At 47.0% G+C, this 14,364-nt stretch carries 13 protein-coding genes and 1 riboswitch; of the genes, 6 read left to right on the top strand and 7 right to left on the bottom strand.

The window, feature by feature from the left end; translation table 11 throughout:
* Positions 1 to 37: 37 nt before the first annotated feature.
* Both HFE01_RS25580 and speE read right to left on the bottom strand, forming a co-directional pair.
* Entirely contained in the window at positions 38 to 1,330 is a 1,293-nt protein-coding gene (locus tag HFE01_RS25580) for an MFS transporter (protein ID WP_016818558.1), read from the bottom strand.
* 264 nt (positions 1,331 to 1,594) lie between these two features.
* Positions 1,595 to 2,422: a polyamine aminopropyltransferase gene (speE, locus tag HFE01_RS25575; protein ID WP_017427232.1), complete on the bottom strand. Its 828-nt coding sequence runs from the start codon at positions 2,420 to 2,422 to the stop codon at positions 1,595 to 1,597.
* Positions 2,423 to 2,705: 283 nt separating this feature from the next.
* Here speE and HFE01_RS25570 point away from each other — a divergent pair, with 283 nt between their 5' ends.
* Complete coding sequence (locus HFE01_RS25570; protein WP_167438752.1) at positions 2,706 to 4,763, top strand: transglycosylase domain-containing protein; 2,058 nt, start codon at positions 2,706 to 2,708, stop codon at positions 4,761 to 4,763.
* 148 nt (positions 4,764 to 4,911) lie between these two features.
* On the opposite strand, the gene HFE01_RS25565 is transcribed toward HFE01_RS25570, so the two are convergent.
* The gene (locus HFE01_RS25565) at positions 4,912 to 5,376 is read right to left on the bottom strand and encodes a transporter (RefSeq protein ID WP_164965646.1); all 465 of its coding nucleotides are present in this window, start codon (positions 5,374 to 5,376) and stop codon (positions 4,912 to 4,914) included.
* Positions 5,377 to 5,511: 135 nt separating this feature from the next.
* Complete coding sequence (locus tag HFE01_RS25560) at positions 5,512 to 6,561, bottom strand: hypothetical protein (RefSeq protein ID WP_167438753.1); 1,050 nt, start codon at positions 6,559 to 6,561, stop codon at positions 5,512 to 5,514.
* Positions 6,562 to 6,683: 122 nt separating this feature from the next.
* Between HFE01_RS25560 and HFE01_RS25555 the strand changes: the two genes are divergently transcribed.
* A complete protein-coding gene (locus HFE01_RS25555) occupies positions 6,684 to 7,076 on the top strand; it encodes a VOC family protein (RefSeq protein ID WP_016818553.1) in 393 nt (130 codons plus the stop codon).
* Positions 7,077 to 7,165: 89 nt separating this feature from the next.
* Entirely contained in the window at positions 7,166 to 7,978 is an 813-nt protein-coding gene (locus tag HFE01_RS25550; RefSeq protein WP_016818552.1) for a pentapeptide repeat-containing protein, read from the top strand.
* Between the two features lie 350 nt (positions 7,979 to 8,328).
* Here HFE01_RS25550 and HFE01_RS25545 read toward each other — a convergent pair whose 3' ends face one another.
* From HFE01_RS25545 to HFE01_RS25535, 3 genes are all read right to left on the bottom strand, one after another.
* Positions 8,329 to 8,679, bottom strand: a complete 351-nt coding sequence (locus HFE01_RS25545; RefSeq protein ID WP_016818551.1) for a YunG family protein — start codon at positions 8,677 to 8,679, stop codon at positions 8,329 to 8,331.
* A gap of 165 nt (positions 8,680 to 8,844) precedes the next feature.
* On the bottom strand, positions 8,845 to 9,351 hold the full coding sequence (locus tag HFE01_RS25540) for a PTS sugar transporter subunit IIA (protein WP_016818550.1): 507 nt from the start codon (positions 9,349 to 9,351) through the stop codon (positions 8,845 to 8,847).
* Positions 9,352 to 9,699: 348 nt separating this feature from the next.
* A complete protein-coding gene (locus HFE01_RS25535; protein ID WP_016818549.1) occupies positions 9,700 to 10,206 on the bottom strand; it encodes a YwhD family protein in 507 nt (168 codons plus the stop codon).
* 124 nt (positions 10,207 to 10,330) lie between these two features.
* Here HFE01_RS25535 and HFE01_RS25530 point away from each other — a divergent pair, with 124 nt between their 5' ends.
* From HFE01_RS25530 to HFE01_RS25520, 3 genes are all read left to right on the top strand, one after another.
* Positions 10,331 to 12,343, top strand: coding sequence for a M1 family metallopeptidase (locus HFE01_RS25530; protein ID WP_025363672.1), 2,013 nt, complete (start codon positions 10,331 to 10,333; stop codon positions 12,341 to 12,343).
* An 11-nt stretch (positions 12,344 to 12,354) separates the two neighbouring features.
* The gene (locus tag HFE01_RS25525; RefSeq protein ID WP_017427227.1) at positions 12,355 to 13,182 is read left to right on the top strand and encodes a hypothetical protein; all 828 of its coding nucleotides are present in this window, start codon (positions 12,355 to 12,357) and stop codon (positions 13,180 to 13,182) included.
* A gap of 276 nt (positions 13,183 to 13,458) precedes the next feature.
* Positions 13,459 to 13,596: riboswitch (cyclic di-AMP (ydaO/yuaA leader) on the top strand.
* A gap of 5 nt (positions 13,597 to 13,601) precedes the next feature.
* A complete protein-coding gene (locus tag HFE01_RS25520) occupies positions 13,602 to 14,102 on the top strand; it encodes a C40 family peptidase (RefSeq protein ID WP_016818546.1) in 501 nt (166 codons plus the stop codon).
* The last annotated feature ends 262 nt before the right edge of the window (positions 14,103 to 14,364 follow it).

Below are 14,364 nucleotides of genomic sequence, written 5' to 3'. Positions count from 1 at the left end.
TTGTTGTGGCACAGAAAGGAGCTATTGCTTATGTAATTCATATCCCTGCTCCCGTAGCGGTCGGATGATCAATCGGTTCGTCTTCCTGAAAATCACGCCGATACCACCAGCCGATCAGAACAGCAATGGTAGTCATAGCCGCAGCCAGCAAATACACCTGCACCATGCCGAATCGGTCAGCATACCAGCCCATGAATAATAAAGCCAGGCCAAAAGCGAGATTGGTAATCACATCAATCCCTGCCATCACTTTGGGTAGTTGGGCTGCCGGTGCACTGCTTTGTAGCAAGGTGCGGCGAATAATGCCCGCCATTTGAACAGGTAAGCCTGATACAGCAAAAAGAACAAGCGCAGCCACGGGAATGGTATTTAGCGCAAATACAATGGTAATCAGTACATACACCAGCAAAGCTCCGAGCATGTACAAAAAGCTGTTCTTTTGCAATCGCTTAACCAAGCCAACAACAATTAACCCACCCAAAATCGTGCCGGAGAAAAAGGACGCATTCATAAAGCCCCACCAGCTCTCATCACGATGCAACACTTGGCTGACGTACGCCAAAATAAATACACCGAGCCAGGAGACTCCCCCAATACTGTCCACGCTATCGACGATCATCAGAGAACGAATACGGCGGTTGTGCCAAATGATTTTCCAGCCTTCCCCAAGCTCTTTCCAATGGGAGCCTCTTTCCTTTTCCTTTGCGGGTTCTTCCGCATTTGTTGGGGAATTCGAAGCTTCAAGACCTAGGTGCTTCTGATCCAGCGGATCACGAATGAAGGACGTGACAGTTACAGCCACGAGATAACAACAGGAGGCAATTGCAAGCGTATTCAGGGAACCCAGCCAAGCCACAATAATTCCGCTTAATGCCCAGCCTGCACACCTTACCACCTGATCACTGACCGCTACCATGCCGTTGGCACGCATCAGTCCTTCACCCGTAGCCAAACGGGGTACAAGCGCATTACGCGCAGGATTGGTCCAGCCATCTAGGAAAGACATACCGAACACCATTACAAAAATAAACAGAAACGACCTCTGCTCAGGTACGATCCACAAATAAAGCAGCAGCAACGTAAAAATGACGAACTGCCCAAACTGGGAAAATAGAAGAACCTGCGTCAGCCGAAATCGACCGAGCACGATCGGTGCAACAAGCCCACTAAGCACTTGAGCTGACAACCGGAACAACGGGATTAAAATAGTCGTCATTAAGGAATTACTTGAACTGAACACCAACACCACCACACTCAACATATAGATGATATCTGCTGCGTTGGAGATCGTCTGAGACCCCAACAGGTAATAAAAAGAGCGTCTGATCAAAAAAGTTTCCCCCTCTTTGGTACATCGCCAATTTATGTATTTCCATAACCAAACCTCCCCTGTCGATTACAAATCTGTTAAATGTCTGGTTTTTTGTATGTTCTACACGCACCCTTAAATTTCCTTCTTTTATCTTAAAAGGAAATTCAGTGTCCACTATATTCTCATCCCTACTACGTTCTGATTTAACACAAAAAAAGCGTCTATAGCGCTCTTTTCGCTCTATACTGGCGATAAAGATCACTACGACGCTTCTTAAAATGTTTACTTTGTTAAATCTTCCACAAATTTAGGCAGTACAAACGCTGCTTTGTGCAGACGCGGACTGTAATATCGAGTGTCCATCTCTGGAATTTGGTTCTCGTCCACTTCGAGCGGATCATATTTCTTGCTGCCCAATGTAAATGTCCATAGACCGCTTGGATAGGTTGGAATGTTTGCACCATACACACGCACAATCGGGAAAATCTCTTTTACATCTTTGTTGACCTTCTGAATCAGGTCAGCCTTGAACCAAGGATTATCCGTCTGCGCCACGAAAATGCCGTCTTCCTTCAGCGCCTCAAAAATACCTTGGTAAAACCCACGTTCGAACAGCGGCGCTGCCGGACCCACTGGCTCCGTCGAATCGACCATAATCACATCGTATTCATTTTTGTGTTCGATAATATGCATGTAACCATCATTGACCAGCACTTCCACATTAGGCTCGTCCAACTTCCCGGCAATTTCAGGTAAATATTTTTTAGAATATTCAATGACTTTACCGTCGATCTCAACCAATACAGCCTTTTCCACTTCAGGATGCTTGATGACCTCACGGATAACGCCGCCATCGCCGCCACCCACAACCAAAACCTTTTTCGGATTCGGATGTGTATTTAAGGCCGGATGCGCTACCATTTCGTGATATACAAACTCATCCTTAACCGTTGTCATCACCATGCCGTCCAGAACAAGCATATTGCCGAATTCCTCCGTCTCGATCATTGCCAGATCCTGAAAATCTGTTTTCTCAGAGACGTAGGTTTGTTTGATTTTTGCTGTAATGCCGAAAGAGGGAGTCTGCTTCTCCGTAAACCACAAGTCCATCATTCCAACCTTCTTTCTGATCAAAGTATGTGTCCGGCAATCCGGTAGCATAAACATGGACTTTCCCTTATAACTGCAACACGCAAACGCCGAGTTTGCTATATTTATTGTACCAAATACACTTGAATTTCACACTTTTTGCATTATAAGCGATACCTGAATGGACTGCAAAAGCATTTTTAGGGCTTAATCTTGTTTAAAATAGATACGTATGCGCATCTGATGAATAGACGCTTTCGGATTGACTATACTGAGAACATCAACTATGGAAGGAGGTGGCATGATGACCGATACTACCGGGCGGTCCTCCAAGCGTAAACCGCTTTGGCTTCGATGCTTTCAAGGGCTGATGTCTCTCACGATTCTGACGGTCATCGCCGCCTGCATTCTGCTCGCTTATTTGTACACAACCAGTCTTCCACTCGCCGATACAGATCGGAATTCACGTCTGCTCGATAGTCAGGGGCAAGTCATTGCTACCTTCTCTGCCGGAGGCAAGGAATCTATTCCTGTCCAGCTTGATCATATTTCGCCCGATTTAATAGCAGCTACACTGGCTGTGGAAGACCGGAAGTTTTACGATCATTTTGGCTTTGATTTCAAAGGCCTGGGCCGGGCAGTAATCGTTAATTTGACCCGCTGGGATATGTCACAGGGGGCCAGCACGCTGACTCAGCAGCTTGCGCGCAATCTGTACTTATCTCACGAGAAAACCTGGACGCGCAAGGCCAAAGAGGCCATCTATACTGCACAGCTTGAAATGAAGTATTCCAAGGATGAGCTGCTGCAAATGTATTTGAATGAAATTTACTATGGCCATGGGGCCTATGGCATTGAGGCGGCCTCGCAAATGTATTTCGGTAAATCCGCAAAGGATCTGGATTTGGCCGAAAGCGCCCTATTGGCAGGTATTCCGAAAGGACCGACCTACTATTCACCCTATAATCATATGAAAAACGCAAAGGATCGGCAGAAAATTGTACTGGACTCTATGGCACTCATCGGTAAAATTACACCAGCTGAAGCCAGCAAGGCCTATGAGGAAATACTGCCCTTGCGGCCCGAGAGCCAGCGTCGGACAGTGGAAGCAGCTCCCTGGTTTCGCGATTACGTTCGCCAACTAGCGACTCATCAACTTGGGATTAGCGAAGCGGTGCTTGAGCATGGCGGGCTAAGCATTTATACGACGCTGGACATGCACATGCAACAGGCAGCCGAGGCGGCTGTCAATGAGGGCATGAAGAACAGCAACGGACTGGAAACTGCATTAATCTCTATGGACCCGCGTAACGGACATGTCAAGGCTATGGTCGGCGGAACGAACTATGTAGGGAATCAATATAACCATGCGCTAGCCACAACCCGGCAGCCAGGCTCCTCTTTCAAGCCGATCATGTATCTCAGCGCGCTCGATTCCGGTGAATTGACAAGTACGTCTAAGTTCGAAAGCCGACCAACGTTGTTCCACTACGACAACAACCGTAAAACTTATAAGCCCAAAAATTTTGGAGACAAATATTGGGGCGAAATAGATCTGCGGCGCGCCATTGCGGCGTCTGATAATATTTATGCCGTCAGCACCATTTTGCAGGTGGGAGCGGATAAGGTCATGGACCTCGCCAGCAAAATGGGCATTACGAGCGAGCTCAAGCCCGTGCCTTCGCTGGCGCTGGGCGTGTCGCCCGTCAGCCCGTTCGAGATGGCCTCGGCCTTCTCGGTCATCAGCAGCGGCGGGCAAAAGGTGGCTCCGGTAGCGGTGCTGTGCATCACCGATGCGGCCGGACGATCGCTGTACGAAGCACCGCAGGCCGCACCTGTGCAGGTCGTGAAGCCCGCCTCCGCCTATGTCCTCACACGCCTCATGGAAGGCGTGTTTGAAGAAGGCGGCACCGGTAACCGGGTCGCGAAGCTGATCAAACGCCCGGTTGCCGGCAAGAGCGGCACGACCAACACGGACGCATGGATGGTCGGCTTCACCCCCGAGCTATCCACCGCTGTTTGGGTTGGATATGACAAAGGCAAGGCCATCAGCACGCAGGATGCCCGGCGGGCGGCACCGATTTTCGCACAATATACAGAAAAAGCGCTGGAGAATGTGCCGCCCAAAATCTTCCCGATCCCTGACGGCGTAGTCAGCGCCTATATTGATCCGGCCAGCGGCAAGCTGGCTGCGCCGGACAGTCCCGACAAGCGGCTGGAGGTATTCGTTAGCGGTACCGAGCCGAAAGAGACCCTATCGGGGCAGAATAACCCACAGGCATCGGCACCTACTGACCAAGCGGAACGGCAGGCCGAAAAAAAATCCTGGTGGGGCAATTTTAAGCGATGGTGGATGGAGTAATAGCAAAAAAAGACTGGGAAACGCCATGATGCGCTCTCCCAGTCTTTTTTATCTTTACTTCACTTATTTCATTCGCCCATTATAGCTCTCTTGCCAGTGCCATCAGCCATTCCCCAGTTAAGCCCCGTTCTTCCCTAAAGCTGCGCTATTACCAAAAACAACTAAACGACTCAATACGGTTGGTGTCTACACCATAGTAAAACCAAAAACGTCCACTCCACCGAAAACCCGCTACCGATGTTCTGCCTACAAAGACAGGGTACATCCAGAAACGCTCTCCGTTCGTCAGCCATACAAACGTATTGCGGAACAAACAACCGAAAATGGCTCCAGGGTCAACCGCAAATGTTGAAACTAGCGGCTTTGGTGGCGTAAATGGTGGTGGTGGGGAAGTTGGTGCTTGAGCTTGTTGCCCACCTTGCGGACCGAACGGCCCTTGCGGCGGCGGTGAGAAAGGCTGTGGCGAAAAGGGGCCTGGCCCTGGTGGCGGACCTACCGGAGACGGAAACGAATCCTGTATATCAGGAAATTGTGGAATCGAAGGACCTGACGGTGTGAATGGACCCGGAATACCCGGTTGCGTTCCGAAAGGAACTTGTGGCAGTAAAGACATGTGTTTCACTCCTTGTGTTCTAGGCTGATGTATCCTATGCGGGACATCAGCCCGTGGACTGGGCGAATCCCTATATCGCCGCCAAACTCCGTCATTTCGTCCTTTTATACCAAAATTTCTTATATCTCAACCCGGTTAACTCCCCGTCTGGACATGCTCCAGCTCAATTTCATGCACCATTTTGATCTCGATTCGTTTCCTAATCTCATCATACTGTTCCAGAAGCCGGTGCTCATACCCCAAATGTTCGTTCATCCAACCTATCATAGAGTCATCCTTATGCTCCGTCGACCAGCTAAACAAATCGCTATAGATTTGAGCAAATGATTCCTCGTTACAGCGAGCGAACCGGATTGGCCGAGCTCTATAGCTGAGCTTTAGTTCCAACATTTCATATAACACATCCAAGCGGTACTCCAATGCCTGTACACCTGCTTTGAATACATCGTAGCTTTTTATATCCTGAATAAGCTCTCTAAAGGTCAACCCTACATGCTGCATAGCAATATAAGACCACACACAACTTCCCGTAGCCGTTCCATGAGCCTCCCAAAGCGGATTCCACAAAATAGATCGGATCGTATCCTTCTGCTTTTTTCCAAACAATGCAATTCCAGCAATAATTCCCGCATTACAGTCTACGGAGGCATGCCGCTCTCCCCAATGCACCAATCGCGGAACCATATCCTCTGTAGTACATTTAAAGCTCAGTAGAGGTAAGAATTCATTAAACAGATTTTGATTCACTGCTTTTTCCAATTCAGTCGCCAATCGTTCACGAAACGATTCGCATGGAAGATGTACGAGCCCCAGACAAGCATCCACGGATGCTGCCCCATAGGGCCCGTTCAACCATGCGACGAGATCAGCCGCAGCTTCCACATAACCCAAATAACCTAACACATGCAGCACACCATCAGGTATATGTTCCTGGGATGTCTGATTTCGAACGTAACGCCCGTACATATCCTGCGCCAGAGCAACATCTCCGCATCTCATGATCGGCCCAAGTAACAAACCCCTAACATAGTGATCAGGATCTTCTACAAAAAGCCAATATAACTCCCAAGCATCCTCCGCGGTTCCGTATTGGGCAACTACATCCGTATAGGCCGAAATAATGCCGGCGTCCAGTTTCCTGCCTGAACCCACCATCTCAATAAGCTTTGCTGTCGCATCTATCATCTGGTTTCCCCTTCCCAGTTATGCCTATCTTTCTTTATGAAGTACTTCTCTAATCATGAATATTTCTATTACTAAAGAGAAAAAATGTTATCATCTATAATCCACTCAAGGGAGCTGATCTGATGCAGGATTCTAGTCCAAAAATCACAACGTTTTTCATGTTCCCCGGTCAAGCAGAGGAAGCCATGCAATATTATACCTCTGTATTTAAGCCGTCTGGTATCATGAGCATTTTTCATCAGGAAGATGGGACCGTGTTACATGCCGTATTCAACCTCAAAGGGCAAACCTTTATGGCCATAGACTATAACCATCAGGACAAACACTCTTTTACTCCAGCTCTATCGCTATTCGTCACTTGTGATTCGGAAGAAGAAATTCATCGTGTGTTTGGTCAGCTATCTCAGGAAGGCCGAGTTTTGATGCCCCTTGAAGCCTCGCCCGTAAGCCAACAGTTTGGCTGGGTCGAAGATAAATACGGTGTTTCATGGCAATTGAATTTGGCAAAAGGGTAATCGACCTATTTTACTTAGCAATACACCATCCTGCATCTTTTTTTGGTATTATTACATGTAGTAGGTGCTAATAAAAGGATGTGTATTTATTGTATACTGCCGATTGTGAAAAATGTTTTGGTTTATGCTGTGTCGCCTTGCCTTATGCCAAATCTGCTGATTTTGCCTTTAACAAGGATGGAGGAACTCCCTGTCAACATCTAAATGCGGATTATCGCTGTGACATTCATAAGAACCTGAGGAATAAAGGCTTGCGAGGCTGTACAGTATATGATTGCTTTGGGGCAGGTCAAAGAATTTCCCAAGTTACATACAACGGAAAAAGCTGGCGAGACGACCCGGCAATAGCTGATGAAATGTTCAATCTATTTCCCATCATGCAGCAGCTTTATGAAATGCTCTATTACCTAAATGAAGCCCTCAGCTTACAAGAAACTCACTCCATCTATACCGAGTTACAAGAAGCAATGGCGAAAACCGAGCAGCTTACGGATCAAGATCCAAAATCCCTCATAGATCTTCATGTACCCACCCATAGGGCGCTAGTCAATGATTTACTTGTACAAACAAGTGAGTTAGTGCGAGAAAAATGTAAGAAAAACATGGAGAACCATAAACTGAGTAAAAAAATCAAAAGTAGAGACCTGATCGGGGCCAATTTAAGAGGCGCTAATCTGAGAGGTGCCAACCTGAGAGGCGTTCTACTGATTGCTGCTGACCTGCGAGAAGCTGATTTGAGCATGACTGACCTCATCGGGGCAGACTTTAGAGATGCTGATTTAAGTGGGGCTAATCTGGAGGGAAGTATCTTTCTTACACAAGCGCAATTAAATTCGGCTAAAGGCAATTGTAAGACCAGGCTGCCCTCGTCTCTAAGCGTTCCCAGCCATTGGCTGCATTAGTTTTATTCGTAAGCAACAATACTTACCTAAACGAAAAAGAAGTAGACCGCCCTCGACAAGGTACCGATCTACTTCTGATATTTTAATGTTCACCCCGTAACTTCACTCGTCCGGTGCATATGGCTCTGTGGTGCTTTCCTGATAAAACAGACTTGATCCTTGCATCCATAACGAATAGTAGATCCAGTATCCTCATAATAGCCCATATCTTCGAAATTCGCTGGCTTTGTGGCCTCAATTAGATTCAGCAAATCCTGAGTCTTTCTCAGTATCTCCCCCTATAGCTGGACCACCCGACCCCTCGTATGCAGTCAATATCCAGCTTTGCCCAGTCGAATTTGTTGCTTTAATTATGTACCCATATACGATTCCCCTAGTCTCCGGCTTAAAGCTGCATACTGCTCTGCGTTGGTGTCTGAAAATGCTTCTTCCCGGTTGGATTGTACATGCTGATACTGTGGAAGGCTTGAAAATTGTGACTCCGTAAAATCTATAATATCCTCACCGATTCGGTTGTAATAATGCCAGCCGCTGTCCAGCCATGTCTTCAAAATATCACCACCAAGCCTGTCCTGAACGACAAGCGCTGTGACACCACATTGTCCGGCGGCAGGATTCTTGGCTGTCCATTTAGAGCTAGACTCCAAAGACCAAGCCTGAAACAACGCCTTTTCTAATTTCAAAATACGGTTTGCATTCAATATACATTTCCCCTTTCACAACCATTCTACATTATCCTAAACTGGACTTACTTATTAAAAGAAAAGACCAACCAAGATCTCCTGGTTAGTCTTCTTCTACATATTTTACCTTTACATTCAAAGAATTTTTTCTATGAGCATGATAGTAGAAAACAAAAATGCTAACTATGCTTTCAAGTGAACTCTTAATACAGGGACATCTGGAGAAGCAGATGGATTATCCAGTATTTCGACATGGCTGATCATATCTTGCCCGTCTGGAACGATTACTGGAGTAATTACAGGTAATCCACCCTGTTGAATTGCATCCAGATCAAATTCCATCAATAATTGCCCTGCTTTAATGCTATCTCCTACTTGGACTTTAGGATTAAATCCCTGTCCTTTGAGGGAAACGGTATTAATGCCGACATGTATCAAAACTTGTACGCCAGATTCATGTTCAATAATGAGAGCGTGTTTGCTTTTCTCCATAACATGAGCAACTTTTCCCGCGAAAGGAGCGGTGACCCTACCCTCAGACGGATGAATAGCGATGCCATCCCCCATAGCTTTTGTCGAGAATGCAGGATCTGGAACCTCTTCCAGGGAAACCACTTTTCCTTTAACCGGCGCTACCATGTCGAATTGTTCAATACGGGGAGCCGCCTTCTTTTTCAACCATTTAAACATAACGATGCCACCTTATTTAGAGATTACATTCATAAACAGCGATAGGAAAAAACTTCATCTTTTTAGGAACCGGTTCCACGAATTAAATAAAAACCGGATTGAAACCGATTTCTATTTGAATTATAGTGAATGCCTTTCCATGATGTCAAGGCGATGATGTTCATAACTTACATGAAAAGGAAGTAGACTACTATTTTATTGTCCGGTACATATTTTATGAGGTCAGAAAACTAACAATTGAAGGCATCATAGAGCTTAAATAGAGATTCCAATTCGGTTCTTCTTACAGGAAAAAGCAGCCTACAGTGGCTGCTTTTCTACAATACTGTTACTTCGTTAACGCTAGGCTTACCCTTCCAGCGCCTGCTTCAATTCCTCAGGCGAAGCGTCCCACCATTCCTGATTATGTGAAATCAGCAGGCTTCTGAGCGCTGCTTTATCTTCGCTGCCGAGATCATCCAGCATGAAACGGCGCTTGAGTGCATAATCCATACGATTAACATGATCGGCAAGAATTTTCCAGCCGCGTTTGGCTTCGTCGTCAATCAGCATCTCGCAGGCCGTCGCGCCACCATACATACGTCCTTCGGGCGTACGGTCCACAGCTACCCATACCAGCCATACCTGGCGTCCGTTCGGTACGTCCTCTTTATTCGTAGAGAACTTGATTCCACGTTCTACTTTACTTTTGGCATGCATGGCACCGACATCAATTTTCGCCTCTCCGCGGTCAATGATGACCGGGGACATGCTGTTCAGGTCGATTGAGCCTGCGCCGAAGCCCTTATGTTTACTCTTGCCACTGACAATATTCAGTGCAATCTGCTTTTTGCCGTCCGGTTGATTTTCACTCATGCGTCACTAGACCTCCAATTTCCGTCTTCACACTCATTCTACACTATAAATATTTTAACTAATAATCTCCCGAAAGCAAACATATACATGCTGTAGATGCTTGTCAACGGGAGGTATCCATTGTATGACCCCAGCACGCACCAAAATCGTTTTATTGTCCACACTAGCCCTCGGACTCCTCGCAGGGACGTTATGGTTTGCCTGGCAACCCCAATCGCAATCCGTCTCTCAGTCCGCAGGCAAACCACTATACGGCTCCGAGTCTGAGTCTGCGCTTGCGCCAAATATGGGCAAGCCTCTAGGGGCCAACATCATGCCCGATCTGCCCAAGAACCCTCCACAGCCCGCTTCGGAAATTCTCAGCAAACGGGTGGTGGAATATCACATTGATGTATCTCTGGAAAAAGGACGGGTTTTGCGAGGCACTGAGACACTGACCTGGAGGCATCCGGGTAAGAAAACTGTGAATGATCTGTATCTTCATCTATACCCGAATGCCTTCTCTTCCATGGAAACCACCTTTATGAAGGAATCCGGCGGAAAGCTGCGCGGAGACACCATGCCTAAGGACGGCTTTGGCTCCATGACGCTGACCGAACTAAAAACAGAAGACGGTTTATCTCTCATGCACCGCACTCAATATGTACAACCAGATGACGGTAACGCAAGCGACCGTTCGCTCATAAAGGTGCGTCTACCCAAACCGGTACGGGGTGGCGAAGAAATCACACTATATATGAAGTTTGAAGTCAAACTGCCTGGCATTTTTGCTCGTATGGGTGCGACAGATGATTTTGTAATGGCTGGACAGTGGTTTCCAAAGCTCAGCGTCTATGAGACTGCAGGACAACGTGGACGCGCCGAAGAGGGCTGGAACCTCCATCAGTACCATGGCAACTCCGAGTTCTATGCCGACTTTGGAATTTACAGTATACGGATTCGGGTGCCTGAAACACACATCGTAGCAGCGACCGGTTTTCCCACCCGTGGTGCAGTACGACAGAACGGCCAGAAAATATATCAATTTTATGCCGATGATGTACACGATTTTGCCTGGTCTGCTTCACCCAACTTTGTAGCCGTAGAAGAACCCTTCTCTTCTACTGAGGTTCCTGGTGTCAAAATCAAGCTCTATCTGGACCCGTCCCATAAGGAACTCAAAGGACGTTACATGAGCGCAGCCAAGGCTGCCCTTTCGTACTACAGCAAATGGTACGGGCCTTATCCATATTCCACTCTATCCATCGTCGTTCCACCCAAAACAGGCAGTGGAGCCGGCGGCATGGAATATCCGACACTCATCACGGCCGCAGCTGCGGACCAACTGAATCCTGGCTATAATCTGGAACGGACGCTGGTTCATGAAATTGGGCATCAATATTTCTACGGAATGGTAGCCAACAATGAATTTGAGGAGCCTTGGCTGGATGAAGGCTTCACCTCCTATGCAGAGGAACGGCTCATGGAACAAGAGTATGGGCTTACCCCCAACTTGCCATTACAATCGGGACAGGTAGCTTCCCCACAGCCGCTAAACCGTGAGTCCTGGAAGTATGGATCGGCAGCTGAGTATGCGCAAAATGCCTATTCACGAGGTAAATTAGTACTACGAGGTATTGAGCGTCAGGTGGGTATGAAAAAAATGGACCGGATTATGCGGACCTACGTCCAGACTTATCGATTCAAGCATCCGACCTCACAGGATTTTCAACATGTCGTGGAGAGAGTGACCGGACGATCATGGAGCCACTATTTTGAACAATATGTATATGACGGCCAGATGGCGGACTTTTCAGTCGATCGCATCATGAACCACAAGCTGGAGAATGGATACGAAGCAGTCGTGACGCTCAGCAAAAAAGGAGCAGATTATCCCAAAATACCTGTTCAATTTACCTTCAAGGATGGCTCAACGATATTCAAGGCATGGGATGGTGCGGGCAAAAGTACAACTTTCCGACTCAAAAGCGCTTCCCCCGTGTCCTATGTGACTGTAGATCCTCTATACACTATTGCACTGGAGAACAAGCATATTAATAATAGCCTGAAGGCTGAATTGGATGAAAAACAACAAACCCGTTGGAGTGTAAGTGTAACCAAGCTGTTGGAGACACTGCTTGGAAGTCTGTCATGGTGAGGTGTCTATAGATGCGGACTGTTATAAAAGAAGGCTGGGCGCTGGTACGCATACGCTTTTATATCGTTATCATTTTATTTCTGTATCGTCTGCTGTGGGGAGTATTTCTCTATAGGCTGGTACAGTCTGCCGTTATCCCGCTGCTGCTACGTTATCCTGATCAGAGCCAAAACGAACTGGGAAAGACCTTGTTTTGGATGGAGGGCCAGATCGCCTTGATGGACAGCCGGGAAGTACATGTGTACTTGTGGATATTACTAGGGGCGACCGTACTGCGCATACTAATCACTCCCTTCATTAGAGCTGGCATATATCAAAGCCTGCATACCGATGCGTCTGAACCGCAAAGCCTGTCCTTCTTCAAGGGGATGAAACGCCACGGTATGTCATCGCTATTGTATTACATCATCGAGTTGGGTTTGCTGCTGCTTCCCGCCTTTTGGGTGGTACCGAGACTCTATCCTATTGTAGTAGGAACGTTGCAATCTTCCTCTTACCTGCTACATTTGTTGCCCTATGCCATGGGGTGGATAGCTTACGGTTGGGTCATTCGGCAGTGCATCCTGTATATGCAGTTGGGCACTGTCAGTGGTCACACCATACTATCCTCCCTGCTCGCCTTCTTTCGCCAGCTTCTTCCGGCTGTTGGTGTATCCCTGTTGCTCGGTACTTGTGTGTTGCTAGTTTTCGGTCTATTTGGCACCGTGGCGATGATTTGGACGGGTATGTTGGCACTGATTCTCCAGCAATCGTATCATTTTGTTACCAGTCTGGTCAGGCTGTGGCATATCAGTTCGCAGTATCGGCTATGGCACATCGATATCTCCAGCAGAGGCTAACCTCTCACAATATGCTCTCTCCTGTATTTTCAGCTGTCGAAAAAACTTTTTTCTTTCCCGTGCAAACAGCACATAACTGAATACTGTTAACAGAATCTGTTCCTGGAGCGTTAGGAACAGATTTTTTTTGTAACTTTTTGCGATGAAACATTTGCCAAAGCCTGCTGTCTTTGTTACAATAATCGCAGTGAACTGATAGTAACAACTTTGTAATCTTTATTGTAACCTTTATCTTAAAAACATCGTTGTCGTGAATACTGCTCTCCAAGGTGCACATCTTAAGTTAAGCCTAATTCCTGGCACCTAGGAAGCGGGGGAACCAGTTTGGGTGAATTGATCTCGCAACAGAGTGGTCATAGGGGAACCTTCTACCGAATCCTTAAGCTAACCTCGCAGGCATTGGAAGGGGTATATTTTTTTTGAAGAAGAAGCTAACGATCGCAGCCATGGGTCTCGCCATTGCCTTTACATCTTTTACATTCGGTGGCAGCAGTGCATTTGCAGACTCTAAGATGGACCAGGTCATCCAAGATGCCAAAGGAACGAACTACAGAAGCGGAGGCACTACACTCGAGGGATTCGATTGCTCCGGCTTCACAATGTATGTATTCAACAAACTGGGAATTAAACTGCCGCATCAATCTGGATCACAATTCAAAATGGGTTCTTCTGTATCCCGCGATGAAATGAGACCAGGCGACCTGGTGTTCTTCAACACCACAGGAAGAGGCGTTTCCCATGTAGGTATCTTCGTAGGTGAAGGGAAATTCGCCCACTCCTCGACTTCACGTGGTGTAGTAGTTAGCTCACTGAACGAAAATTATTACGCTAACCGTTATGTCGGTGCAAAAAGAATTATGAGCACAGACGCTTACCATTCTGTAGCTTCAGATATTCCTGATGACGACAACGTAGAATAACTACCGCACAGCAAGCTAACCCTAGCCGCAATTTGATTCTGGCCGGAATCGAATTGCGGTTTTTTATGTCCACTACATCGCAATGATTATCATTACTGACGAACTGACACCTCAAAAGGTTTCAATTTTAGCGAACATCGTCGGTTTTACCGTCACCGCTGGGGGAGCATATGAGCAGTAAATCCTTCTTATTGAATGTATACCCGACTTAGGTACGAAATAAACACGCTTGCCATTCTCCTACAACTTGTCTACAATCTGT

Source organism: Paenibacillus sp. EKM10P (assembly GCF_011800655.1).
Classification (GTDB): Bacteria; Bacillota; Bacilli; order Paenibacillales; family Paenibacillaceae; genus Paenibacillus; species Paenibacillus polymyxa.
This window is presented reverse-complemented; position numbering and strand designations above follow the sequence as displayed.